We start from the raw sequence: 25,346 nt of genomic DNA on the forward strand, positions 1-25,346 counted from the left end.
GATGCCCGTAGATCGTTAGCATGAGAATTGAGCTCCGCTCAGGAATTCCGTGCACGCTGCGGACAGGTCGTCGACACCTCGACCCGGGAGCGTTCGATGGACACCGCGACACCGGCCCGCCCGTGGCGCACCGCGCTACCGGCCGGCATGGCCTCGTTCCTCGACTCCAGCGCGCTGGTGTCCGCCGGCATCGTCGTCGGCACGCTCTACCCCGATGCGATGTCGTTGTCGGACGGGCAGATCGGGGTGATCCTCGGCGTGCAGACGCTGTCGTTCGCCCTCGGCGCGCTGGTCGGCGGGCGGCTCGGCGACCGCTTCGGCCGCCGCAGGGTCTTCACCTGGTCGCTGGCCGCCTACGCCCTCGGCGCGCTGCTGCTGGCCGTGGCCGCCGGTCCGGCGCTGCTGGTCGTCGGCGCCGCGGTGATCGGATCGGCGATCGGAGCGGACCTGCCGGTGTCGCTGGCGATGATCAACGAGGAGGCGCCGGAGGGCCGCAAGGCCACGCTCGTGGTGTTCTCCTCGGTGCTGTGGAACGTCGGCATCGCGGTGACGATGCTGCTCAGCGCCCTGCTGTCGGGATTCGGCGCCACCGGCGGACGCGTCCTGTTCGGCTACCTCGTCGTGGTCGCGCTGGTGGTGCTCGGAGTGCGGCTGACCGTGCGCGAATCCGCCGAGTGGCGCCGCGCCCGCGATGCCGCCGACGCGGGGGAGTCGGTGCGCTTCCGGGACCTCCCGCAGCTGCTGCGGCCACCGCTGGTGCTGGGACTGCTGGCCACCGCCCTGTACTACGCGATGTGGAACGTCGGCGCGAACACGATGGGCCAGTTCGGCTCGTTCCTCTACGTCAACGTCGGCGGCGGTGAGGTGGCCACCTACTCACTGGTCAGCACCATCGGTCTCGGCGTCGGGCTGGTCGCCGGAGTGGTGTTCATGCGCTACGTCGACACCGCCGCCCGCCGCCCGCTGTTCGCCGCCGGGTCGGCGGTCATCGTGCTCGCGTGGGTGTTCCCGCTGGTGGTGGGCTTCAGCGAGTTCTCGCTGCTGGCGACGCTGCTGCTGTCCGGGCTGGGCAGCGCCTTCGCCGGGGAGACCCTCTACAAGGTGTGGTCGCAGGAGCTGTTCCCGACGCTGCTGCGCACCACCGCGCAGGGGTGCACGATCGCCTTCGGCCGGATCGTGGCGGCGCTGGCCGGTTTCGCGACCCCGGCCGCGGCCTCGGCCAGCGCGGGCGGCACGTTCGCCGGTGTCGCGGTCCTGGCGCTGATCGCCGCCGGCATCGGTCTCCTCTGGATTCCCCGACTTCCGGGTGCGCGACAGCTCACCTCGGTCGATGAGAACGCTACGTGAAAGGAACTCGTGGATTCGCACCTCCCCGACGGCCCCGACCGTTCCGCGCTCTGGATCGGCAGGTGGACCGACCCGGCCCACCGCGTCCTCCGCTCGATCGACTCCGATGACACGGCCTGGATCGGGCCGGGTGAGTCGCTCGGCCAGACCTTCACCGCGCCGGGCAGATTCACCGCCGTCGGGGTCGACCTGGTCTGCGAGGGAGACCCGCGCGGCAGGCTGGAGCTGCGGGACGGATCGGGCGCGGTCCTGGCGAGCGCGGTCATCGAGGTCGGCGGGTTCCGGTGGGACCGGTTCGCCCACTACCTGGAGCTCGCCGAACCCGGCGAGCCGGGCGAGCACCGCGTCGAGCTGACCGTCGACCGGGGCGGCGTCGGCTGGCGCACGCGCAGGCGTCCCGTGGAAACCGTTGCCGACGACGGGGTTTCACCGCTGCCGGTGGACGGCGTGGCGCTGCGCGACGGCTCGGTCGAACCCGGTGTGCGCGCGATCGGCGTGGACACCGTGCCCGCGCCCAACCCCGTGTTCCACACCGAGTTCGACGTCCCCGAGGGGGCGCGCGAGGCCAGGCTGACCGCGGTCGGCCTGGGGTACGGCGTGTTCCGGCTCAACGGGCGGGAGGTCACCGAGGACGTCCTCGAACCCGCCCAGACCGACTACGACCGCACCGTGCTGCACCGCACCTACGAGGTCGCGCTGCGGAGCGGCCGCAACACCCTCACCGCCGAGCTCGGCCGCGGCTTCTACGCCGCGCGCGGCGCCAACACGTGGGGCTGGAACCTGGCGCCCTGGCACCGGGAACCGGTGCTGCTCGCGCACCTGGAGTACCTCGACGCCGACGGCGTCCGCCACGTCGTGGCCTCCGGGCCGGACTGGCAGGTCGCGGCCGGTCCGACCACCGAGGACCTGCTCTACACCGGTGAGACCGTCGACGCGCGCACCGAACTCCGCTGGGAACCGGCCGTCGTCGTCGCCCCGCCGGGCGGGCGGCTGCGGGAGGCGGTCGCGCCTCCGGTCCGGCGCGCGGAAGTGCTGGCGGCGCAACGGGAAACGATCGTCGGGGACGTGACGGTGCACGATTTCGGCACCATCCTGGCCGGACGGCTGCGCTGTGCGGTCCGGGGCGAGCCCGGTGCCGAGGTCGTCGTGCGCTACGCCGAGCGGCTCGCCGAGGACGGCACCGCGCGCACCGACAACGTCCTGGCCGCCGGGCCGTCCCAGGTGGACCGGTACGTCCTCGGCTCCGGCGCGGTGAGCTGGGAACCGCAGTTCTCCTACAAGGGGTTCCGCTACGCGAGCGTGCAGGTCCGCGGCAACGCCGTGGTCAGCGACGTGCGCGCGGTGCGGCTGGCCACCGCGGTGGCCGAGGCCGGCTCGTTCGTGTGCGAGGACGAGACGCTGAGCTGGATCGACGCGGCCACGGCGCGCACCTTCCGGAACAACCTGCACGGCGTTCCCACCGACACGCCGGTGTACGAGAAGAACGGCTGGACCGCCGACGCGCACCTGGTCACCGAGGCGGTGCTGCACCACTTCGACCTGAAGGACTCGCTGGTCAAGTGGCTCGACGATCACGTCGACGCGCGCGACGAGACCGGGATGGTGCCGATGATCGTGCCCACCCCGGGCTGGGGCCGCGAACCCGATCCGGCGTGGAGCGCCTCGATGGTGCTCATCCCGTGGAACCTGTACTGGGAGTACGGCGATCGCGCGGTGCTGGAGCGCTACGCCGACCCGATCCGGGGCTACACCGACCGGCTGCTGGAGCTGTCGGTGGGCGGTGCGTGGCGCGGCGACAGCTGGGGGGACTGGCTGTCGCCGGGGCACTGGCACGCGCCGGAGGGACCGGAGCCGACGGCGACGATGATGCTCTACCGGGTCGCCACCCGCACCGCCGACATCTGCCAGGTGCTGGGCTGGAACGGCGACGCCGAGCGCTACCGCGACGCCGGTCGCACGATCGCCGCCGCCTACCACGCGAAGTTCTTCGACGAGGCCAGCGCCTCCTACCGGTCGCCCTCGGCCGGGTACCGGCAGTCGATGAACGTGCTGCCGCTGGCCTTCGGGGCGGTACCGACCTACGTGGCCGGTGCCGTGGGCGCCGGTCTCGTCGACCACGTCGAGTACCGGAGCCGCGGGCATCTGGACTGCGGGGCGGTGGCGGCCAAGCACCTGCTGCCGGTGCTGGCCGACGTGGGTCGCGCGGATCTGGCGATCACCGTGGCGACCAGGCCGGACCGGCCCGGGTGGGGAATCTGGCAGCGGCTCGGGATGGAGACGCTGATGGAGTCGTGGGACGCCGACGCGCGCTCGCACAACCACTACTTCCTCGGCGCCGCCTCGGCGTGGCTCCAGCAGCGCGTCGGCGGGTTGCGCCCCACCAGTCCCGGGTGGCGGACCTTCGACATCGCCCCGGTCCACGACGACCGCGTGACCTGGGCCGACATCCGGCACACCACTCCGCACGGGCACGCCGGGGTCGTGTGGCGGCGCGATGAGGACACCTGGGATTTCGAGGTGGAGGTCCCCGAGGGCAGTGTGGCGACCGTGCGGTTGCCGGGGCAGCCGCCGTCCCGGTTGCCCGCGGGGCGGCACGGCATCAGCCGGCCGGCCACACCCGGGAGGGATCGGTAGGGCAGACCGGGACCTCGCGTCGCGGCTGCCGGAAGACCTTGCGGCCCAGCGAGATCAGCGAGAAGGCCGCGAGGTCTCGAGCCCGGCTGAGCACCCACGGCACGCCCTTGATCAGCAGCCACCGGACGTGGTCGAGGCGGGTCACCGGAACACCGCCGGAGCAGGTCAGCGACACCTCCACGGGCACCGCCAGGCCTTGGGCGGCCAGTCCGGCGGCGAAGGCGGCGGCCAGCATCCGGTGGCCCAGCTCGGAGGGGTGCAGCCGGTCGACGCTCCAGGCCGCGCGGTGGTAGGCGCCGGGCAGCCGGTCGAGGTCCACCACGGCCGCGCCGTGGGTCTCGGCGACCGAGGTGAGGATGCGGTTGAGGGCGTCGATGCGCCGGTTGAGCAGGCGTCGCAGCGGGCCGGGAAGCCGGAAGACGCGGGCGTGGTCGTGGTAGCGGATCGTCACCACGGCCGCGCCCGCCGACACCAGCGAGCGCACCACGTGGTCGAGCCGGTCGCGCAGCAGCAGCGGGTCGAAGTCGGAGCGCATCGTGTCGTTCATGCCGACCATCACCACCGCCGCGTCCGGCGCCACCCGCAGCGCGGCGGGCAGCTGAGCCCGCCAGACCTCGGCGACCCGCGCGCCGCTGGTGGCGAGGTTGGTGAAGCGGGCGGCCTCGACGGCCTCGGCCAGCAGCGGCGCGAAGCCGCGCCACCGGCCGCCCGCGATCGGGTCGCCCATGCCCGCGGCCACGGAGTCGCCGAGCACCGCGAGGCTGCGGACTCTTCGCGAGCCGGGGAACCCGGCCGTCATCGCGTCGTGCACCGGATCATCGTGAGCCGGGCAGCTCGTGGAGGGGTAAGACGAGGGTGAAGCCGGAACGACTCTTGGGCGAAAACTCCGGTGTCCGCGGAGCGCGGCAGGGGACGGTTTTTCCTCGAATCACCCGTGATCGATGCCCGAAATGTCGGGACAATTCGAGGAAAAACTTTCCCCTGGCGAGGGCGTCGCAGTCGGAAACGCGGTGCTAACGCGGAGGAAAACCCGGAGGTCTCTACTGGGGTCGAGTTGCCATGCGGCCACACTCGAAGGAGCACTGCGATGGGACAGGAGTTCACCCCCACCTACGACCAGCTCGCGACCGTCTTCGACTACGCCCAGCTGCCCATGTCCGCCGACCGGCTCACCACCCACTACGAGACCTACGCCGGCACGCTCGCGCTCATCCGGCAGGGAGCGGCGCGGGAGCTCGGCGAGACCTCGCCCGCCACCGCCTTCAAGGCGTCCTGGGACTGAGAGGGGTTGCGGCGTGGACATCTACGAGCTCCCGCTGAGCGAGATATCCGAGAAGATCCGCACGCGCGAACTCTCCCCGGTCGAGGTCGTCGACTCCTCGCTGGACCGGTTGGCCCGGGTCGAGCCGTCGATCACCGCGTTCGTCACGGTCACCGAGGACATCGCGCGCGGCCAGGCCCTCAAGGCCGAGGCCGAGATCGCCGCGGGTGAGCACCGCGGACCGCTGCACGGCGTGCCGCTGGGCGTGAAGGACCTCTACGACACCGCCGGGGTGCCCACCACGTGCAGCTCGAAGGTGCGCGCCGGGCACGTGCCCGACACCGACAGCGCCGCCGTGAGCAGGCTCTACGAGGCGGGCATGGTGCTGATCGGCAAGACCGAGACCCACGAGTTCGCCTACGGCGCCACCACTCCCACCACCGGAAACCCGTGGGACCCGGCGCGCGTTCCCGGCGGGTCCAGCGGTGGTTCGGGCGCGGCCGTCGGTGCCGGGGTGGTGCACGTGGCCCTGGGCAGCGACACCGGCGGTTCGATCCGCATCCCGGCTAGCGTGTGCGGGGTGGTCGGGCTGAAACCGACCTTCGGCCGCGCCTCGCGGTTCGGGGTGGCGTCGCTGTCGTGGTCGCTGGACCACGTCGGGCCGCTGACCCGCAACGTCACCGACGCGGGCCTGGTGATGGCGGCGATGTCCGGCTACGACCGGCGCGATCCGGCGACCGTGGAGCTCGGCGAACCGGACTTCGTGACCGGTATCGACGCCGGGGTCGCGGGCAAGCGCATCGGTGTTCCGACGAACTTCTACACCGACCACGTCACCGGGGAGGTCCGGGAGGCGACCCGCCGGGCCGCGCTGGAGCTGGAGTCGCTGGGCGCGCGGCTGGTGGAGGTCGAGCTGCCGCTGGCCGAGTACCTGCTCGCGGCGGAGTGGGGGATCTGCAGCGCCGAGGCCAGCGCCTACCACCGGGAGGCGATGCGCGAGTCCCCGGAGCTGTTCACCGACGAGGTCCGGGCGCTCATCGAGACCGGCGAGGCGCAGCTGGCCACCGACTACATCAACGCGCTGCGGCTGCGCACCCGCATTCAGGAGGCGTGGCGGGACGCCTTCGCCGACCTGGACGTGCTGCTGGCGCCGACGCTGCCGGGTCCGGCCGTGCCCCGCGACGACCCGTTCTTCCGCTGGGACGACGGCGCGGTGGAGAGCGCCACCAGCGCCTACAGCCGGATGTCGGCGCCGGCGAACGTCACCGGCCTGCCCGCGCTGCAGGTCCCGGCGGCCTTCAGCGCCGACGGCCTGCCGATCGGCGTGCAGATCATCGGGAAACCGTTCCACGAGGCCGAGGTGCTGCAGGTCGGCTACGCCCTGGAGCAGGTCGGCGACGTGGTGGGGCGCATCGCACCGCTGTGAGTGCTGGGATCAGCTCCGGACCGCCTCGGCGAGACCGGTGATGATGCGGTCGAGGATCGGGCGCGGGGTGGCGAAGTTGAGGCGGGCGTGGCCTCGTCCCTCCTCGCCGCAGGCCGGCCCGTCGGTGAGCACGATCCCGGCGCGCTCGTGGAAGAACTCGCCGGGGTGGTCGCCCACGTCGAGGGCGCGGAAGTCCATCCAGGCCAGGTAGGTGCCCTCCGGCTGCCGGTAACCGACCTCGGGCAGGTGCTCGGCCAGCAGCGACGTGACGGCGCGGCGGTTGCCGTCGAGGTGGTCGAGCACCTCGTCCAGCCACGGCTGCCCGGAGGTGTAGGCGGCGGTGTTGGCGACGACGCCGAGGTTGGAGGCGCCTTCGGTCACGTGCGGGCCGAGGGAGTCCAGGACCTCGGCGTCGGCGTCGTTGGACAGCAGCAGCTGGGCGCACTTCAGGCCCGGCAGGTTCCAGGCCTTCGACGCCGAGGCCGCGGTGATCGTGTGCCCGGCGGCGGTGTCCGACAGCGACGCGTAGGGCGTGTGCCGGTGTCCTTCGTGGACCAGCGGCGCGTGGATCTCGTCGGAGAACACCCGGCCGCCGTGGCGGTCGACGACCTCGCAGACCGCGGTCAGCTCCTGCGGGGTGAACACGCGGCCCAGCGGGTTGTGCGGGTTGACCAGCACTAGCAGGTTCCCGCCCGCCCGGAACGCCGCGTCCAGGCCGTCGAGGTCGAGGACGAACCGCTCGCCGTCGTCGACCATCGGGACGGTGATGAGCTCGCGCTCCAGCCCGCCCGGCACCTTCAGGAACGGCATGTAGGCCGGGGTGGGCAGGATGACCTTGCTGCCCGGTTCGCTGAAGTGCTCGATGGTGAGAGTCAGCGCCCGGATCACGTCGGGGATCGCGTGGACCCGCTCCGGATCGACCCGCCAGCCGTGCTGCTTCTCCTGGTAGTCGGCGCACGCCCGGGACATCTCGGCGGTCAGCCGGGGCGGCAGGTAGCCGAAGTTGAGCGAGTCGACACCGGCGTGCAGCGCCTCCAGCACGGCGGGGGAGGTGCCGAAGTCCATCTCGGCGACGAAAGCGCCGATCGCGTCGCCGTGCAGCGTCCACTTGAGACCGCCGCGCGCACGCAGCTCCTCGATGCTCGGGTCGAAAGCGTTGCCCACACTCATCCTCTCCGCAGGTCCTACTGGAACCAGTGTGAGGCGTAGCGGGCGTCGTTGTAAGCCGGGATCTCGGCGTAACCGCGCGTAGCGTACAGACCACGGGCCTCGACCAGATCGGACCGGGTGTCCAGCCGGATCGCGCGGTAGCCGAGAGCGGTGGCGCGCCGCTCGACCTCGTCGAGCAGCGCACCACCGCTTGAGCTCGGCAGTGGACGCGACGATTCTCGTCGTCGTGTCCACCGATTTCCTCAGTCGCCGCCGAGGCCGAACACCTTGAGCAGGCTGTAGAGGCCCAGCAGCGTGATGGCCACGCTGCTGATCAGCAGGATCACGTTGAACCAGCGTCCGCCGTGCAGCTCCGGGTCGACCTGGGTCCTGCGCAGGTACCAGGTCGCGACGACCACGGCGGGCAGGAAGATGCCGGTCGCCACGCCGCCGATCTGCACCATCACCACCGGTGAGGAGATCGACAGGTACGTCGCGCCCCACAGGATCGGCAGCACGACGATGAACCCGCGCACCCACTTCTCCCGCGCCGCCTGGTTGTTCCAGTCCAGCACGCCGAGGGTGGCCAGCACGTTGGTGTACATCCGCGACCAGCTGGGGATCGAGGCCCACAGGGTGGAGCCGAGCACCGCGATCGCGCCGATCAGGAAGCCGATGGCCGCCCACTCGCCGATGACGTCGGTGTACATCTGGGAGAGCGTGGTGATCATCTCGTTGCCCTCGAGCACCAGGCCCTGCGGGTGCAGCACCGCCGCGCCCATGATGAAGAACGCCAGCGTGCCGACCGTGTAGATGATCCAGGAGACGAAGACGTCCTTGTACATCACGCGGATCCAGCCCTGGGCCCGCGCCTTCCACTCGTCGGAGCCGTCGTTGGGACCGACCCAGCGGGCGTAGCCCTTCTCCACGCACCAGTAGGTGTAGAAGGTGATCTCGTCGGCGCCGACGCCGGTGATGCCGAACATCGCCACCGCCGCGCCGATCGCGCCCGCCGGGATGGTGAAGGTCAGGCCGCTGAGCACGTCGCCGCCGCCGTAGCTGAAGGGCGTGAACGGCAGGCCGAGCGCGATGACCACGGTGGCGATGGAGAACACCACGACCAGCGCGAACGCGCCGCGCTCGATGAGGCTGTAGCGGTTGGAGTACAGCAGCGCGATGCTGCCGGCCACCACGATGGCGGTCCACACGCCCAGCGAGGTGGCGCTGAGCGGATCGCCGCCGACGGGGATGAGCATGCTCAGCGCGGAGGCGGTGCCGCCGACGATGCCGCCGATCTGCAGGAACTTCGACAGCGCCATGAGGATCCACAGCACGTTGATCCAGCCGATCCGGCCGATCCGGGGCGGTACCTCGTTGAAGCCGGTCAGCGCGGGTTTGCCGGTGAGGATCGTCCAGCGCGCGAGCTCGGCCTGCACCGCGACCTTCACGGCGGTGGACAGGATCACCATCCACAGCAGGACGAATCCGACCTTCGCGCCGAGCGCGGTGGTGGCGATGAGCTCGCCGGAGCCGACGATCGAGGCGCTGACGATCAGGCCGGGCCCGAGGTAGCGCAGGCTGCCCGCCCAGCCGGTGGGTGGTTCCTTGATGCCGTCGGCGGTCAGGAGGTAGGGATCGCCGTTTGTGGTCGCGACCTTGGTTCCCATCGGGCACTCCCTTGTGCCTAGAGGTTGTGCGAAAGACACGCGATTTTCACGGTTGTGAAACTTTCGTACGGTTGTGAAAAGCTACCCACGCGAACGGGGCCGGTCAATCGATCCGGGCGATCGGGAATTCCGGGGCCCCGAAAACCGTTGATCACCTCCTGCGACGCGGTTTTCGGTCACTGCCGGTGGCCGTCCGGAGGGATAGGGTTTTTCGCATGGTTGGTTCGCTTCTCGGGACTGAAGTTCAGCGGGTCGAAGACCCCGACCTGCTCCGCGGCCGGGGCACCTACATCGGCAACCTCGCGGCCGACGGCCTGCTGCACATCGGGTTCGTGCGCTCGCACGTCGCGCACGCCGAGATCGTCGGCATCGACACCGCCGAGGCCGCCGCGGCGCCCGGTGTCGTCGGCGCCTACGTGGCCGCCGACCTGGACCTGCCGGTGCCACCGCCGTTCGTGGAGGTGAACCCGAACGTCAAGCGCCCGCCGCTGGCCACCGACCGGGTGCGCTTCGTCGGTGAACCCGTCGCCGTCGTCGTCGGCGAGTCCGCCGCGGCCGTGGCCGACGCGCTCGAGCTCGTCGACGTCGACTACCGCGAACTGCCCGTGGTCGCCGACCTCGAGCGCGCCCTCGACGCCGACGCGGAGTTGCAGTTCCCCGAGCTCGGTTCCAACATCGCCGCCGGATATCGCGACCGCGCAGGCGATTCCGCGCTCGACGGCGCGGACGTGGTGGTGCGGGCGCGGATCGAGAACCAGCGCGTGGCCGTGGTCCCGCTGGAGGGCAACGCCGTCGCGGTCCAGCCGGGCGGACCCGAGCAGGACCACGACATCACCGTGCACGTCTCCACGCAGATGCCGCACGGCGTGCGCGCCGGTCTGGCCAAGGCCTTCGGCTTCGACGCCGAGCGGGTGCGGGTCATCGCCCCGCACGTGGGCGGTGGTTTCGGCGGCAAGGCCGGGGCGATCTCCGAGCACGTGGTGGCCGTCGGGCTCGCCCTGAAGCTGGGGCGCCCGGTGCGCTGGGTCGAGGGCCGCTCGGAGAACATGCAGGGCATGCCGCACGGGCGCGGCCAGGTGCAGTACGCCGAGCTGGGGTTGCGCCGCGACGGCGAGATCGTCGGCATGCGCTGCCGCGTCGTCGGCGACTGCGGCGCCTACGCCGGGTTCGGCGGCTCGCTGGCGCTGGGCCCGACGCGCACCATGGCCCAGGGCGTCTACGCGATCCCGCGGATCAGCTACGACGGCATCGCCTCGCTGACCAACACCACGCCCGTCGGCGCGTTCCGCGGGGCGGGACGGCCGGAGTCCGCGGCGATGGTCGAGCGGATGATGGACCTGGCCGCCGCCGAGCTGGAGATGGACCCGGTCGCGTTGCGGCGCAAGAACTTCCTGGTCCCGGACAGCTTCCCGTACAAGACGGTCACCGGCGCCACCTACGACAGCGGTGAGTACGCGGTGCCGTTCGACGAGGCGCTGCGGCTGGCGGGCTACGAGGAGCTGCGCGTCGAGCAGGCCCGCCGCATCGAAGCAGGCGAGACGAAGCTGCTGGGCATCGGGGTCAGCGCCTACGTCGAGATCACCGGCGGCGGTTCGGGCGAGTACGCCGAGGTCGAGGTGCACGCCGACGGCGCCCGCATCCGGGTCGGCACCTCCGCGCACGGCCAGGGGCACGCGACGGCCTTCGCGATGATCGTCAACGACACGCTCGGCATCCCGGTCGACAAGATCGAGTTCATCCAGTCCGACACCTCCGAGGTCCCGCGCGGCGGCGGCACCGGCGGGTCCCGCTCGCTGCAGATCGGCGGCAGCGCCGTGCGCCAGGCCGGCACCGAGGTGCTGCGGCGCGCCAAGGAGATCGCCGCGTCCCGGCTGGAGGCCGGTGTCGAGGACATCGAGGTGACCGAGGCCGGCGAGCTGGGCGTGGCCGGTGTGCCCAGCGCGACCGTGACCTGGGCCGAGGTGGTCGCCGCGGTGGAGGACGAGCGGCTGGCCGCCAACGTCGACTTCGCCCCGGACGGGGCGACGTTCCCGTTCGGCGGGCACGTCTCGGTCGTGGAGATCGACGTCGAGACCGGCCAGGTGACGCCGCTGCGGCACATCGCCGTCGACGACTGCGGGCGGGTGCTCAACCCGCTGCTGGTGCGCGGCCAGCAGCACGGCGGCGCCGCGCAGGGCATCGCCCAGGCGCTGTGGGAGCAGGTCACCTTCGACGCCGACGGCAACCCGGAGACCGCGACGCTGGCCGACTACTCGATCCCGTCGGCGGCCGAGCTGCCGTTCTTCGAGGCGTCCAACACCGAGACGCTCACGCCGCTGAACCCGTTGGGCGCCAAGGGGATCGGCGAGTCGGCGACGGTCGGGTCGACCCCGGCGGTGCAGAACGCCGTCGTCGACGCCCTCAAGCACCTCGGCGTCCGCCACGTCGACATGCCCGCCACCCCGGAGCGGGTCTGGCGCGCCATCCGCGACGGCGCCTCGGCGGCGTACTGGCAGGAACCCCCGGCGGCCTTCGCCACCCTGCCGCTGCGCCCCGACGACACCCCGGACGAGGAGGAGGCCGTCGTCTGATCGCCGGGACCCGAGATCCGGGCGGCGACAATCGCCTGACGCGCCCGTGTCGGCTCGGCTAGCTTCGGAGCCGGACGTGGCCGAGACGCGCGGAGGTCGGGATGGATTGGGAGCTCGCGGAGGTCTACGAGTCGCCGCACGGGACGGTGCGGTGGGACAGCTTCGGTGAGGGGGAGGACGTCGTCCTGATGCACGGGACGCCGTTCTCCTCCTTCGTCTGGCGGGACGTGGCCAACGCGCTTAGCGCGCGCTACCGCGTGCACCTGTGGGACATGCCCGGTTACGGGAGCTCGGCGAAGTTCGAGGGCCAGGACGTGTCGCTGGCCGCGCAGCAGGAGGTGTTCACCGGCTGGCTGCGGCACTGCGGGCTGCACGAGCCCTCGGTGATCGCGCACGACTTCGGCGGTGCGGTCTCGCTGCGCAGCGCGCTGCTGGACGGGGTCGCGTACCGGCGGCTGGCGCTGCTGGACGCGGTGAGCATCCGGCCGTGGGGATCGGAGTTCTTCCGCCTGGTCAACGCGAACGCCGAGGTGTTCTCCGCGCTGCCGCCGCACCTGCACGAGTCCCTGGTGCGCGGCTACCTGGCCACCGCCGCGCATCGCGAACTGCGGCCCGACGTGCTGGACCGGATGACGGCGCCGTGGCTCGGCGAGGACGGGCAGCCCGCGTTCTACCGGCAGATCGCGCAGGCCGACGAGCGCTACACCCGCGAGGTGGAGGACCGCTACGGCGAGCTGGACTGCCCGGTGCTCATCGGCTGGGGCGAGCAGGACTCCTGGCTTCCGGCGGACCGGGGCAGCGAGCTGGCGCGGCGCATCCCGCACGCCCGGCTGGAGTGGATCCCACATGCCGGGCACCTCGTCCAGGAGGACAACCCGGCCCGGGTGACGGCGCTGATCACGGAGTTCCTCGCCTCCTGACTGCCCACCATGCGGGAGCCCCGTCTCGGGACGTGGTCACCGAGGTTTAGAGTGGCTTCGTCCGTTCGTGTGAAGCAGGAGGTTCGGCGCCATGGCAGTCGGCCACACCTCGTCGCCAGACGTGCGAGGTTCCGGAGATGCGGGGTCCGGGCCCCGACGGAATTCGACCCGGCAGGTCGTGCTCGCCAGCCTCGTAGGCACCTCGATCGAGTTCTACGACTTCTACGTCTACGCCACCGCCGCGGTGCTGATCTTCCCGAAGCTGTTCTTCCCGGCCGGTGACGACACCGCGGCCACGCTGAACTCGCTGGCGACCTTCGGCATCGCCTTCGTCGCGCGGCCGGTCGGCTCGGCGCTGTTCGGGCACTTCGGCGACCGGATCGGGCGCAAGGCGACGCTGGTGGCGTCGCTGCTGACGATGGGCATCTCGACGGTGCTGATCGGTCTGCTGCCGGGCTACGCGCAGATCGGCATCGTCGCGCCGCTGCTGCTGGCGCTGTGCCGGTTCGGCCAGGGCCTGGGCCTGGGCGGCGAGTGGGGTGGCGCGGCGCTGCTGGCCACCGAGAACGCGCCGCCGCGCAAGCGGGCGCTGTTCGGCACGTTCCCGCAGCTGGGCGCGCCGATCGGGTTCTTCTTCGCCAACGGCCTGTTCCTGATCCTCTCCGGCGTGATGTCCGACGCCGCGTTCGCCTCGTGGGGCTGGCGGATCCCGTTCCTGGTGTCGGCGGTGCTGGTGATCGTCGGCCTGTGGGTGCGGCTGAGCCTGAGCGAGACCCCGGCGTTCGCGAAGGTGCTGGAGAACAACGAGCGGGCGAAGGTGCCGTTCGTGCAGGTCTTCCGCACGGACTTCAAGGCGCTGGTGCTGGGCACGTTCATCATGCTGGCGACCTACGTGCTGTTCTACCTGATGACGGTGTTCTCGCTGTCCTACGGCACCTCGGACTCGGGCCTGGGCTACGAGCGCTCGACGTTCCTGGTGATGCTGCTGGTCGGCGTGGTGTTCTTCGGCCTCACCGTGCCGATCGCCGGACTGCTGGCCGACCGCTACGGCCGTCGCTCGACGCTGGTGGTCACCACCACCGCGATCATCGTGTTCGGCCTGCTCATGGGTCCGTGGTTCGGCGCCCACTCGGCGGTGGCGACGGTGCTGTTCCTGGTGGTCGGCCTGGGTCTGATGGGCATGACCTTCGGTCCGATGGGCGCGCTGCTGCCGGAGCTGTTCCCGACGGCGGTCCGCTACACGGGCGCCTCGGTGTCGTACAACATCGCGAGCCTGCTGGGCGCCTCGGTCGCCCCGTACATCGCCACCTGGCTCGCGGGTTCCTACGGCCTGGGCTGGGTCGGCGTCTACCTCGCGGTCGCCGGCGCCATCACCCTCGCGGCGCTGATCGCCAGTCGCGAGACCAAGGAGACCTCCCTGGAATCCTGACCTCCCGCAGAACGAGGCCCCGCCCGGAACCATCCGGGCGGGGCCTCGTCCTTCCCACCGCCCCGCCCTCGTCCGCAGTGCGTGGTCGCGGTGTGCGCGTGCGTCGCCAGGGGACAGTTTTAGCCATAATTGTCCGGGCAAAACGGATATTGATCATGGGTGATTCTGGCAAAAACTGTCCCCTCCGCAGCGGGGCGGCCTTCCGCGACCACGTGCCGAGTGCGCAGGCGCGCGGTGCGGTGGCTGGGGATCAGGGAGTGAGGTGGTCCAGGAGGCGGTCGAGGAAGGGGGTTTGGGCCGGGTTGAGCTTGGTGCGGGCCGTGTCCAGGTCGCACCAGAGGGCTCTGTCGACCTCGGGGAAGGATTGGGTTCGGCCTGAGCGGGGTGGCCATTCGAGGTCGAAGGTGTTGCTGCGCAACGACGTGACGTCGAAGTCGCCCTCGGCCGCCCAGGCCTGGATCCGCTTGCCGCTGCGCATCCTGACCTCGCCCAGCGGCACGAGGTGGTGGTCCGGCAGGGTCGTGCCGGTCTCCTCGGCGAACTCGCGGAGGGCCGCTGCGCGCGGGTCCTCGTCGGGATCGTGCTCGCCCTTGGGCAGGCTCCAGGCGCCGTCGTCCTTGTTCTTGAAGAACGGGCCGCCCGGGTGCACGACCAGTACCTCCGGGCCCTCGGACCGGTACAGCAGGATTCCCGCGCTGCGCTTGCTCACGCCGCCAGTCTCGCGCATCGGCGCGGGACCTGGCGCGATCGGGCGTTTCCGGCGATGCTGACCGGCGTGGAACGGGTGGTGCTGCACATCGACCTCGACCAGTTCATCGTCGCCGTGGAACTGCTGCGGCACCCCGACCTGGCCGGCAAGCCGGTGCTGGTCGGCGGCTCGGGTGATCCGACCGAGCGCGGCGTGGTCGCCGGCGCCTCCTACGAGGCCCGCGCCCTGGGCGTGAAGTCGGGAACGCCGCTGCGCACCGCCGCCGCCCGCTGCCCGGAGGCGGTGTTCCTGCCCGCCGACCGCGAGACCTACCTGGCCGCCTCCGCCGACGTGATGACCGCGCTCGGTGAACTCGGCGGAATCCTGGAGGTCGTCGGCTGGGACGAGGCCTTCATGCTCGTCGACACCGACGACGCCCTCGACACCGCCCGCTACATCCAGCGCTACGTGCGCGAGCGGACCGCGCTGAACTGCTCGATCGGCATCGGCGACAACAAGCTGCGCGCGAAACTGGCCTCCGCCATGGGAAAACCCGCAGGCGTGTTCCGCCTGGACGTGTCCAACTGGGTCGAGGTGATGGCAGGCAAGCCCACCGACGCGCTGCAGGGCGTCGGTGCCAAGACCGCCAAGAAGCTCGGCGCCCGCGGCATCGCCACCGTCGCCGACCTCGCCCGCACCCCGATGGACGAGCTGGCGGGGGAGTTCGGGCCCAACATCGGCCCGTGGCTGGTGGCGCTGGCCCACGGCTACGACTCCAGCCCGGTCAGCGACGAGCCGTTCCGCGCCCGCTCGCACGGCCGCGAGGTCACCTTCCAGCGCGACCTGCGGGAGGTCGAGCCGATGCGCGCCGAGATCACCCGGCTGTCCCGCCAGGTCTCCGAGGACCTGGCCGCCGACGACACCCTCGCCCGCCGCGTGGTGGTCAAGGTCCGCGACTCCCGCTTCGGCACCCACACCCACGGCGTCACCCTCGCCGCCCCCACCCGCGACTTCGAACCCATCGACGTCGCGGCTCAGGAGGCCCTCGGCCGCTTCCCGCTGGACCGGCCGGTGCGGCTACTGGGCGTCCGCGCGGAGCTTGTCCGCGAGTAGCGGGGTCAGGCGGAACTCGACCAGGGTGCGCATCGCCAGCGAGAAGTTCGTGCGCTCCACGCCCGGGGTGTCGAGGATGCGGCCCGCGATGCGGTAGAGCTGGTCGGCGTCGGTGGCCACCACGCGCACCAGCAGGTCCGAGTCGCCGGTGAGGCCGAAGACCTCCACCACCTCCGGGATCTCGGCCAGCTCGGCGGCCAGCCGGTCGAGGTGCTGCTGGGTGACCTGAACGGTGATGAACGCCGTCAGCGGATAACCCAGGGTGGTCGGGTCGATGCGGCGTTCGAACGCGCCGAGTCGCGGTTCCAGCTTCGCCAGCCGAGCCTGAACGGTGTTGCGGGACAACCCGACTCGCTCGGCCAGCGCCACCACGGTGGCGCGCGGCTCGTCCTGCAGCGCCAGCAGCAGGCGGATGTCGATGTCGTCGAGCGGCTCGGCGGTGGGCAATCTGTTCACCTCGTCGGTCGTTCCGGCCCGGCGTCGTGAGCAGATTGCTCGATTCCGCGACCAGGTCTTGTGCAGTGATTGTTGCCTTGGTGTTCTTCTGGGCGCAATGTGGCAACGCGAGGAGGCGTGATGACGAGCGTGGTACCTGCCCGCACCGAGACGGCGGATCTGCGCGAGGTCGAGCAGCGGGTGCTGTGGCTGGCCACCGCGATGATCGACCACGCCAACCGGGTCCGCCCGAACGGCACCGGTCTCAAGGTCGGCGGCCACCAGGCGTCCTGCGCCTCGATGGTGTCGATCATGACCGCGCTGTACTTCGAGCACCTCACCGCGGCCGACCGGGTGTCGGTCAAACCGCACGCCTCGCCGGTGCTGCACGCCATCAACTACCTGCTCGGCTCGCTCGACGAGAAGCACCTGACCACGCTGCGCGAGTTCGGCGGCGTGCAGAGCTACCCGAGCCGCACCAAGGACCCCGACCCGGCCGACTACTCGACCGGCTCGGTCGGCATCGGCGCCACCGCGCCGATCTGGGGTGCCGTGGCCCGCCGCTACGTCGACACCCACGGCGGAGGGGCGGGCACCGGACGCCAGTACTCGCTGCTCGGCGACGCCGAGCTCGACGAGGGCGCCTGCTGGGAGGCGATCCTCGACCCGACCGTGGCCGACCTGGGCGAGGTCGTGTGGATCGTCGACCTCAACCGGCAGTCGCTGGACCGGGTCGTGCCCAACATCGCCGCGAACCGGCTGCAGGGCATGTTCACCGCGGCCGGGTGGCAGGTGATCACGCTCAAGTACGGCCAGGTGCTGGAGGAGCTGTTCGCCCGGCCCGGCGGTGCCGCGCTGCGCGAGCGCATCGACGGCATGAGCAACCCCGAGTACCAGCGCCTGCTGCGCTGCACCCCGGCACAGCTGCGGGAGCGAATTCCCGCCGGGGACAGCGTGATCGAGCGCCTGCTATCCGATGTGGACGACGAGACGCTGGCGGTGGCGATCCGCAACCTCGGCGGTCACGACCTCGACGCGCTGGACTCGGCGTTCCAGGCTATCGACGACACCCGGCCCACCGTCATCTTCGCCTACACCATCAAGGGCTACGGGCTGGCCACCGAAGGGCACCCGCAGAACCACGGTTCGCTGCTCGGCGAGGACCAGATGCAGCAGCTGGCCGCGCAGGTCGGCGCCGACCTCGACGACCCGTGGCACCGCTTCGCCGACGACAGCCCGGCCGGGAAGCTCTGCGCCGCAACGGCTTCCCGCCTGCGGCGGCGCGAGCGCGCCCGGGTGAAGCCGCCGCGGCTGCCCGCCGACATCGGCCGCACCCCCAGCGGCACCACCACGACCCAAGCGGCGCTGGGGCGCACGCTGCTGGACCTGACCCGCGAATCGCCGGAGGCGGCCGAGCGGATCGTGACGCTGGCGCCCGACGTCAGCTCCACCACCAACCTCGGCGGCTGGCTGAACAAGGTCGGCGTGTGGTCGCCGTCGGAGCGCGTCGACTGGTTCGCCGACGACGCCGAGACGATCCTGCACTGGCGGGAACGCCCGGCCGGCCAGCACATCGAGCTCGGCATCGCCGAGACGAACCTGGTCAGCCTGCTCGGCGAGCTCGGGTCGACCTGGAGCCGCTGGGGCCAGCCGCTGCTGCCGATCGGGGTGGTCTACGACTGCTTCCTGGGGCGGGCGCTGGAACCGTGGTCGTTCGGCGTCTACGGCGGCGGCCAGTCGATCCTGGTCGGCACCCCGTCCGGGGTGAGCCTCGCGCCGGAGGGCGGCGCGCACCAGTCGGTCGGCACGCCGTCGATCGGGCTGGAGCAGCCGGGCGTGACCAGCTACGAGCCCGCGTTCGCCGTCGACACCGAGTGGTGCCTGCTCGCGGCGATGTCGCAGCTCGGCAAGCCCGGCGGGTCCTCGTCCTACCTGCGGTTGTCGACCCGTCCGGTGGACCAGTCGCTGGCGTCGGTGCCGACCGACCCGGCGGCGAGGGAGCGTCGTCGCAGGCAGGTCGTCGGCGGCGGCTACGCGCTGCGCCGCGCCGCCGACCCGCAGGTGACGCTGGTCGGCATGGGCGCGCTCATGACCGAGACGCTGGCGGCCGCCGACCGCCTCGCCGAGCAGGGCGTCGACGCCGACGTCATCTGCGTGACCAGCCCGGACCTGCTCTTCCGTGCCCACCGGGGCGACGCCGACCGGGGCGTCCTCGACCAGATCTTCCCGGCCGACCGGGCCCGCCCGATGGTCACCGTCCTCGACGGACACCCGCACGCCCTCGCGTTCCTCGCGGGCATCAACCGGACCCCCTCAATCCACTTGGGCGTCACCGGTTTCGGCCAGTCCGGCTCCCTCGACGACGTCTACCGCCACCACGGCCTGGACACCGACACGATCATCCGCTCCGCTCTGGACCTCACCCACAGTTGAGGAATGCTTCCAGTGGTCCGGCTGCTTGGCGGTGCGGGTAGCGGAACCTGAGCGCTTCCGTGGACTCCGTGCGCCGCTCCTGATGTATGTCCAATACACGGCGTCCCGGCGTACTCGCCACGAAAGCGCTCAGAACCCGCGGCGGTGCCAGTTGCTGGCGTGGTGGAAGAGAATGCGGCTCCGCCGCATGGTTGACACCCCTGACCCACCCCATTCGAGTGACCTCCGGTCAAAAACTGCGGTATTCGTCGGGTCGAAAACTGCGGTATTCGACCCGACGAAAACTGCGGTTTTTGACCTGAGGGGTGGGGATCGTCACTTGGCTGGGGGAGTTCGTCCTGGTTGGGTGGTGGGGGTTCTCAGGGGTGGAGGTTGTGCGGTGGGTTCTGTCGAGGTTCGGGCTGAGGGTGGGAATCTCGTTGACGTGTTCAGCCGGGACATCGCTCCGGTGGTGAGCGTGGAGGCCGGGGACGTGGTGACCGTGGAGTCGCTGGACTGCGCGGGGCATCGGGAGCGGCAGCGGGTGCCGGGGGAGGAGCGGCCCCGGGTGTTCCCCGGACGGCGGGGGCACTGCCTGACCGGGCCGATCGCGGTGCGCGGGGCGAAGCCGGGGATGGTGCTGGCCGTGCACTTCGAGGAGATCACCCCCGCTGAGTGGGGGTGGACCGCGGCCGCAGGCAAGGACAACTGGCTGATGCGCCGGTTGCGGGTGGCCGAGGAGGAGCGAACCTGGTTGTTGTGGGAGCTCGACGGGGAGACCGGGACCGATCAGCACGGGCACCGGGTGCGGCTGGCCCCGTTCCTCGGCGTGGTGGGGATGCCGCCCGCCGAGCCGGGTGAGCACTCCACGATCCCGCCGCGGGCCGAGGGCGGCGGCAACATCGACTGCCGCGAGCTGGTGGCCGGCTCGACGCTGTACCTGCCGGTGACGGTGCCGGACGCGATGCTGCTGCTCGGCGACGGGCACGCGCGCCAGGGCGACGGCGAGGTGGGCGGCACGGCCATCGAGTGCGGCATGACCACGCGGGTTCGCCTGGACCTCGTCGTGGACCGCCCGGCCCCGGGCATCCACGCCGAAACCCCGGGCGGCCTGGTCACCTTCGGCTTCGACGCCGACCTCAACGAGGCCACCGCGACGGCGCTGGGCGCGATGGTCGACTGGCTGCAGATCGAGCGGGCCCTGGATCGCCCGTCGGCGCTGGCGCTGGCGAGCACCACGGTCGACCTGCGGATCACCCAGGTCGCCAACGAGACGTGGGGCGTGCACGCGGTGCTGCCGACCGGCGTACTGCGCTGATCCGTTTCGTCGTCGTTCGTTCGCTCTTCACCTGAACTGTGGTGTTCCGGATGCGAAGAACGTGAAAGGTTTTCTGATCAGTTCCCGGCTGATCAGAGGACTGACATGACGGACTTGAGCAGGCGCGGCTTCATGCTGGCCGCGGGCATGACGGGTGTGGCGCTCGGCCTCAGCGGCACCGCGAGCGCCGCACCGGCCCGAACGACCCTGGACGTGGCCGCCCAGCCCACCTCCGGTGAGGGCTACCGGCGGCTGATCGCGGGACCGGGATGGCCGCAGATCGTGCGCACCGACCTGGCCGTCGCCGACCCCGGCCGGATCGACCGCCGCGTCCCGGTCACCGCGTTCACGCAGTTCACCGACCTGCACATCACCGACGCGCAGAGCCCCGCCCGCTTCGAGTACCTGCACCCGCTGGCCGGGGGCGCCTTCCGCCCGCAGGAGACGCTGGGCGCGCTGGCCGCCGCGCACCTCGTGCAGCGGATCAACCAGCTGCGCACCGGACCCGTCACCGGGCACCCGATGGACTTCATGATCACCACCGGGGACAGCACCGACAACCACGAGCGCGCGGAGCTCGACTGGTACTTCGCCGTCCTCAACGGCGGCCCGCTCGCCCAGAACACCGGTGCCGCGCACTACGAAGGGGTCCAGGACTCCGGCGACCCGCTGTACTGGCACCCCGAGGGCGGGGTGGACGACCGCTTCCGCGAGCGCGGGTTCCCGGTGCTGCCGGGCCTGCTGACCGACGCGCTGCGCCCGTTCGCCAGCCCCGGCCTGGACATCCCCTGGTACGCGGTGTTCGGCAACCACGACAACAGCGTCATGGGCACCCTCGCCGACCAGGCCATCCCGCGCGTCAACGACTGGTACACCGGTGACCGCAAGATCATCGGCCGGGACGAGCGGGAAGCCGCGGCCGTCGCCGAGATGCTGCGCGGCGGCCGCGAGGTCTCCGGCCGGACCATCCTCGGCGGCAACACGATCGTGCGCACCGTGACCCCCGACCAGCGGCGCCACCCGTTCACCACCGAGGAGTTCATCGCCGCCCACCTCGACGACGCCCGCACCGGCCCCGGCCCGGCCGGGCACGGCTTCGACGCCGCCGACCCCAAGCCGCACTACACCTTCCGGATCGCGCCCGGCGTCACCGGCATCGCGATGGACTCCACCAACACCGCCGGGCTCGCCGAGGGATCGCTCGGGCTCGACCAGTACCGCTGGCTGGAGGACGTGCTCACCCGGGGCAGCTCCACCTACTACGACGCGGTCGGGCGCAAGCAGACCCAGCACGTCACCGACGAGCTGTTCGTGCTGTTCAGCCACCACACCTCCGGCACCATGACCGCGCTGTGGCCCGACTTCCGCTCGCCCGGCCAACCCCGCGTCGGCGGCGACGGCGTCGTGCGGCTGCTGCAGCGCTTCCCCAACGTGCTGGCCTGGGTCAACGGCCACACCCACCGCAACACCATCACCCCGCACGGCGCCGACGACCCCGAACGCGGCTTCTGGGAGATCAACACCGCCTCGCACGTCGACTACCCGCAGCTGGCCCGGGTCATCGAGATCGCCGACAACCGCGACGGCACGATCTCGCTGTTCACCACCCTCGTCGAGGCCGACAGCCCCTACCAGGCCGACTACGACGACCGCTCGCCCGCCGCGCTGGCCGCGCTGTACCGGGAGCTGTCGTTCAACGACCCCAACGCCGACCTCGAGCAGCTCGGCGACCACACCGACCGCAACACCGAACTGCTCGTGCCCGGCCGCCTGCCGGTCTGATCCGGAAGGCGCCCGCCGCCCCCGTCGCGCACCCTGGGAGGGATTGACGGGGGAGGCCGGGATGAACGTCGTGGTGGGTGTCGACGGCTCGGCGGTCGCGCGCAACGCCGCCGCCTGGGCCGCGCGCGAGGCCGTGCGGAGAGGCTGCGAGCTGCGGATCGTCTACGCGGACCCGACCGCGCACGCCGGGGAGGACCACGTGCGCGCGCAGGTCACCCGCTGGCTCGCGGACGCCGCCGAGCACGCCCAGACCGCTCAGCCGGACGTGAAGGTGAGCACCGCGGCGCTGCCCGGTTCACCCGAGCGGGTGCTCGTCGCCGAATCCGCCGCCGCCGAACTGCTCGTCGTCGGCGACCGCGGGTTCGGCGGGTTCGCGGGACTGCTGGCCGGGGCCGTGGCGGTCAAGGTCGCCGCGCACGCGCTCGGTCCCGTCGCCGTCGTCCCGGACGTCGGCGACCCGCCGACGTTCCCCACCGCCGGGCCGGTCGTCGTCGGCGTCGACGACGCGGAATCGGCGGCTCCGGTTCTCGCGCAGGCCTTCCGGTTCGCCGACTCGGTCGGCGAACCGCTGCACGTGGTGCACACCTGGGAGGTCGTCGGCATCGACCTGATGTGGCTGCGCAGCAGGCTTCCCGCCGAGGAGGTCGCGGAGAAGGAACAGCTGTTCCTCGCCGAGATCATGGCCGGGTGGCGGGAGCGCTTCCCGAACGTCGCCGTCGAGCGGATCGTCGGCTGCGGCTCACCCGTCGCCGCGCTCATCAACCACTCGTCCGAGGCGCAGCTGGTCGTCGTCGGAGCTCACGGCCGCGGTGGTGTCGCCGGGGCGCACCTGGGATCGACCAGCCACAAGCTGATCCACCACTCGCCGGCTCCGCTGCTGATCGTGCGCTCACGTCCTTGACTTCGCTGTGACCGGGTTCTCATTCTCGGTTGCGCATGTTCTTCCGCACTCGACGAGGAGTGGTTATGAGGACGAAGGCCGCAATCCTGCACGAGCCGGGTAAAGACTGGGAAGTCGCGGAGATCGAGCTGGGCGATCCGATCGAGGGCGAAGTGCAGGTGAGGCTCGCAGCCTCGGGCCTGTGCCACTCCGACGAGCACCTGCGCACCGGTGCCACCCCGATGGCGATCTACCCCGCGGTCGGGGGTCACGAGGGCGCCGGGGTCGTCACGCAAGTGGGCCCCGGGGTGTCCGGGATCAACGAGGGCGACCACGTGGTGCTCACCTTCATCCCCGGGTGCGGCAGATGCCGGGCGTGCGCCAAGGGCATGCAGAACCTCTGCGACGCGGGCGCGGGACTGCTCAGCGGTGAGGCCATCTCCGGCGGTCACCGGATCACCTACCAGGGACAACCCGCCGCGCCGATGTGCCTGCTGGGCACCTTCGCGCCGTACGTGACGGTCAACCAGGCCTCGGTGCAGGTCATCGAGAAGGACATCCCGCTGGAGAAGGCTGCGCTGCTGGGCTGCGGCGTGTCCACCGGCTGGGGGACCGCGACCGAGATCGGTGAGACCCGCACCGGCGACACCGTGGTCGTCGTCGGCTGCGGCGGCGTCGGCATCAACGCCGTGCAGGGCGCGGCGGCCGCGGGCGCCCGCTACGTCCTGGCGGTCGACCCGGTCGAGTTCAAGCGCACCAAGTCCGAGGAACTCGGCGCCACGCACTCCTTCGCGACCATGGAGGAGGCGCACGCCGCGGTCGGCGAGCTGACCTGGGGCCAGATGGCCGACAGCGTGCTGATCTGCATCGGCGAGACGACCGGCGAGCACCTGCAACCGGCGCTGTCGATGACGAAGAAGGGCGGGCAGGTCGTGGTCACCGGCATGGGCCGGGCCGAGCAGCTCGACGCCCAGGTCTCGCTGTTCGAGCTCACCCTGCTGCAGAAGCGCTTGCAGGGCGCCATCTTCGGCGGTGTCAGCCCGCGCACCCAGATCCCGCGCCTGCTGGAGCACTACCGCAACGGCACGCTCAAGCTGGACGAGCTCATCACCGCCGAGTACAAGCTCGAGGACATCAACACGGGCTACGCCGACATGATGTCCGGAAAGAACATGCGCGGGATCATCAAGTACACCGACGCCGACTACTGATCGGTGTGCGCGAGCGCTAGTTCGCGCATGGCCGTTCCGAGCAGGTCCGAGAGTTCCTGCTCGGGGTGGTCCAGCCAGTGCTGGTAGGCCGACAGCGCGACGCCCAGGGTGGCGTGCGCGATGGTCTGCGGAGTCAGCGCGGTGGACGGCCGGCCGAGGCGGTGGCCGACGAATTCGGCCACCACCTCGCGCCAGGCCTCGAAGCGCAGCGTCGAATGCGCTTGCAGCGCGGGAACTCCCAGGATCAGCCGCATCCGCCTGCGGTGGTCCGGGACCTGCTCGGCAGGCACCCGGTTGAACTCGACCAGGCAGTGCCGCACGGCCTCCATCAGCGGGAGGTCCTCGGGCAGCGCGCGGAACTCGGCGCGCATCCGGTCCAGACCGGAATCGAAGTCTCCCCACGGGATGTCGTTCTTCGACGGGAAGTAGTGGAAGAACGTGCGCCGCGCGATGCCCGCCGCGGCCGCGATGTCGGAGACCGTGGTGCGCTCGAATCCCTGTTCGTCGAACAGGTCGAACGCCACCTGCTCCAATTCCGCTGCGGTGGTGACCTTTCGGCGTCCGCCGGGTCGCTGCACTGCTCCAGATGTGTCAGGCCGCAAGGAATTCCGCTCCGCGTCTTGTGAAAGTGCACCGGGTGCAAATACCGTGTCGATGGTAGCTCGACACTGTGAGGAGCATCGCACATGTCTGACCAGCAGATCGAACAGAGCACCGGTACCGAACCCGCCGTCGAGGAGGAGCTCCTGGTCGAGGAGGTCTCCATCGACGGCATGTGCGGGGTCTACTGACCGTGGCCGCCGCGGAGTTCGACATCAGCCGCGGCTACCGGCTGAACCCGCAGGTCGCGTTGCGCCCCGAACCGTTCGGGGCGCTCGCGTACCACTTCGGCAACCGGAAGCTGTCGTTCCTGAAAGTGCCCGAACTGGTGGAACTGGTCCGCGAACTCGGTGAGCACCCCAGCGTCGAAGACGCGCTGGAAACCCTCCCCGAGCAGCGCCGGCCCCAGTTCCGCAAGGCCCTGGCCTCCCTCGCTGCCTCCGACATGATCCGCCCCCAGGCGGAACCGGAGTAGCAGGCGCACGACTCCTCTGCCCGACGACG

General features: G+C 71.2%; 21 protein-coding genes. 15 read left to right on the forward strand and 6 right to left on the reverse strand.

Annotated elements, in window-relative coordinates; genetic code table 11:
• Positions 1–96: 96 nt before the first annotated feature.
• Positions 97–1,347 carry an MFS transporter gene (locus tag BM424_RS13800; RefSeq protein WP_093417315.1) on the forward strand — a complete coding sequence of 417 codons (1,251 nt, stop codon included), beginning with the start codon at positions 97–99 and terminating at the stop codon, positions 1,345–1,347.
• A gap of 9 nt (positions 1,348–1,356) precedes the next feature.
• Entirely contained in the window at positions 1,357–3,981 is a 2,625-nt protein-coding gene (locus BM424_RS13805; RefSeq protein WP_093417317.1) for a family 78 glycoside hydrolase catalytic domain, read from the forward strand.
• Here the strand turns inward: BM424_RS13805 and BM424_RS13810 are convergent.
• A complete protein-coding gene (locus BM424_RS13810) occupies positions 3,947–4,792 on the reverse strand; it encodes an SGNH/GDSL hydrolase family protein (protein WP_245775842.1) in 846 nt (281 codons plus the stop codon). The genes BM424_RS13805 and BM424_RS13810 overlap by 35 nt on opposite strands.
• A gap of 276 nt (positions 4,793–5,068) precedes the next feature.
• Between BM424_RS13810 and BM424_RS29465 the strand changes: the two genes are divergently transcribed.
• Complete coding sequence (locus tag BM424_RS29465; protein WP_093417320.1) at positions 5,069–5,263, forward strand: hypothetical protein; 195 nt, start codon at positions 5,069–5,071, stop codon at positions 5,261–5,263.
• 13 nt (positions 5,264–5,276) lie between these two features.
• Positions 5,277–6,668, forward strand: a complete 1,392-nt coding sequence (locus BM424_RS13820; protein WP_093417323.1) for an amidase — start codon at positions 5,277–5,279, stop codon at positions 6,666–6,668.
• A gap of 9 nt (positions 6,669–6,677) precedes the next feature.
• Here the strand turns inward: BM424_RS13820 and BM424_RS13825 are convergent, their stop codons facing one another.
• Positions 6,678–7,838 carry a MalY/PatB family protein gene (locus BM424_RS13825; protein ID WP_093417325.1) on the reverse strand — a complete coding sequence of 387 codons (1,161 nt, stop codon included), beginning with the start codon at positions 7,836–7,838 and terminating at the stop codon, positions 6,678–6,680.
• Between the two features lie 242 nt (positions 7,839–8,080).
• Positions 8,081–9,484 (reverse strand): Nramp family divalent metal transporter, encoded by a 1,404-nt coding sequence (locus BM424_RS13835; protein WP_093417328.1) that lies wholly within the window; start codon positions 9,482–9,484, stop codon positions 8,081–8,083.
• 215 nt (positions 9,485–9,699) lie between these two features.
• On the opposite strand from BM424_RS13835, the gene BM424_RS13840 reads away from it, so the two are divergent.
• From BM424_RS13840 to BM424_RS13850, 3 genes are all read left to right on the forward strand, one after another.
• Positions 9,700–12,054: a xanthine dehydrogenase family protein molybdopterin-binding subunit gene (locus tag BM424_RS13840; RefSeq protein ID WP_093417331.1), complete on the forward strand. Its 2,355-nt coding sequence runs from the start codon at positions 9,700–9,702 to the stop codon at positions 12,052–12,054.
• Positions 12,055–12,155: 101 nt separating this feature from the next.
• Positions 12,156–12,974, forward strand: a complete 819-nt coding sequence (locus tag BM424_RS13845; protein WP_093417333.1) for an alpha/beta fold hydrolase — start codon at positions 12,156–12,158, stop codon at positions 12,972–12,974.
• 178 nt (positions 12,975–13,152) lie between these two features.
• Positions 13,153–14,403 (forward strand): MFS transporter, encoded by a 1,251-nt coding sequence (locus tag BM424_RS13850; protein WP_245775843.1) that lies wholly within the window; start codon positions 13,153–13,155, stop codon positions 14,401–14,403.
• A gap of 250 nt (positions 14,404–14,653) precedes the next feature.
• Here BM424_RS13850 and BM424_RS13855 read toward each other — a convergent pair whose 3' ends face one another.
• The gene (locus BM424_RS13855; protein ID WP_175548087.1) at positions 14,654–15,130 is read right to left on the reverse strand and encodes an NUDIX hydrolase; all 477 of its coding nucleotides are present in this window, start codon (positions 15,128–15,130) and stop codon (positions 14,654–14,656) included.
• 48 nt (positions 15,131–15,178) lie between these two features.
• Between BM424_RS13855 and BM424_RS13860 the strand changes: the two genes are divergently transcribed.
• Entirely contained in the window at positions 15,179–16,204 is a 1,026-nt protein-coding gene (locus BM424_RS13860) for a DNA polymerase IV (RefSeq protein ID WP_245775844.1), read from the forward strand.
• Here the strand turns inward: BM424_RS13860 and BM424_RS13865 are convergent.
• Positions 16,169–16,651 (reverse strand): Lrp/AsnC family transcriptional regulator, encoded by a 483-nt coding sequence (locus BM424_RS13865; protein WP_093417340.1) that lies wholly within the window; start codon positions 16,649–16,651, stop codon positions 16,169–16,171. The genes BM424_RS13860 and BM424_RS13865 overlap by 36 nt on opposite strands.
• Before the next feature lie 129 nt (positions 16,652–16,780).
• Between BM424_RS13865 and BM424_RS13870 the strand changes: the two genes are divergently transcribed.
• From BM424_RS13870 to BM424_RS13890, 5 genes are all read left to right on the forward strand, one after another.
• On the forward strand, positions 16,781–19,072 hold the full coding sequence (locus BM424_RS13870; RefSeq protein ID WP_093417342.1) for a transketolase-like TK C-terminal-containing protein: 2,292 nt from the start codon (positions 16,781–16,783) through the stop codon (positions 19,070–19,072).
• Between the two features lie 424 nt (positions 19,073–19,496).
• Positions 19,497–20,369, forward strand: a complete 873-nt coding sequence (locus BM424_RS13875) for an acetamidase/formamidase family protein (protein ID WP_245775845.1) — start codon at positions 19,497–19,499, stop codon at positions 20,367–20,369.
• A gap of 105 nt (positions 20,370–20,474) precedes the next feature.
• A complete protein-coding gene (locus BM424_RS13880; RefSeq protein WP_093417345.1) occupies positions 20,475–22,151 on the forward strand; it encodes a TIGR03767 family metallophosphoesterase in 1,677 nt (558 codons plus the stop codon).
• A gap of 61 nt (positions 22,152–22,212) precedes the next feature.
• Positions 22,213–23,052, forward strand: coding sequence for a universal stress protein (locus tag BM424_RS13885; protein ID WP_093417347.1), 840 nt, complete (start codon positions 22,213–22,215; stop codon positions 23,050–23,052).
• Positions 23,053–23,117: 65 nt separating this feature from the next.
• Positions 23,118–24,242 carry an NDMA-dependent alcohol dehydrogenase gene (locus BM424_RS13890; protein WP_093417350.1) on the forward strand — a complete coding sequence of 375 codons (1,125 nt, stop codon included), beginning with the start codon at positions 23,118–23,120 and terminating at the stop codon, positions 24,240–24,242.
• Here BM424_RS13890 and mftR read toward each other — a convergent pair.
• The gene (gene mftR, locus BM424_RS13895; protein WP_425442013.1) at positions 24,236–24,928 is read right to left on the reverse strand and encodes a mycofactocin system transcriptional regulator; all 693 of its coding nucleotides are present in this window, start codon (positions 24,926–24,928) and stop codon (positions 24,236–24,238) included. The genes BM424_RS13890 and mftR overlap by 7 nt on opposite strands.
• Between mftR and mftA the strand changes: the two genes are divergently transcribed.
• On the forward strand, positions 24,929–25,033 hold the full coding sequence (gene mftA / locus BM424_RS13900; protein ID WP_093417355.1) for a mycofactocin precursor MftA: 105 nt from the start codon (positions 24,929–24,931) through the stop codon (positions 25,031–25,033).
• Between the two features lie 2 nt (positions 25,034–25,035).
• Positions 25,036–25,317, forward strand: a complete 282-nt coding sequence (mftB, locus tag BM424_RS13905; RefSeq protein ID WP_093417358.1) for a mycofactocin biosynthesis chaperone MftB — start codon at positions 25,036–25,038, stop codon at positions 25,315–25,317.
• The last annotated feature ends 29 nt before the right edge of the window (positions 25,318–25,346 follow it).

Source organism: Saccharopolyspora flava (assembly GCF_900116135.1).
Taxonomy (GTDB): Bacteria; Actinomycetota; Actinomycetes; order Mycobacteriales; family Pseudonocardiaceae; genus Saccharopolyspora; species Saccharopolyspora flava.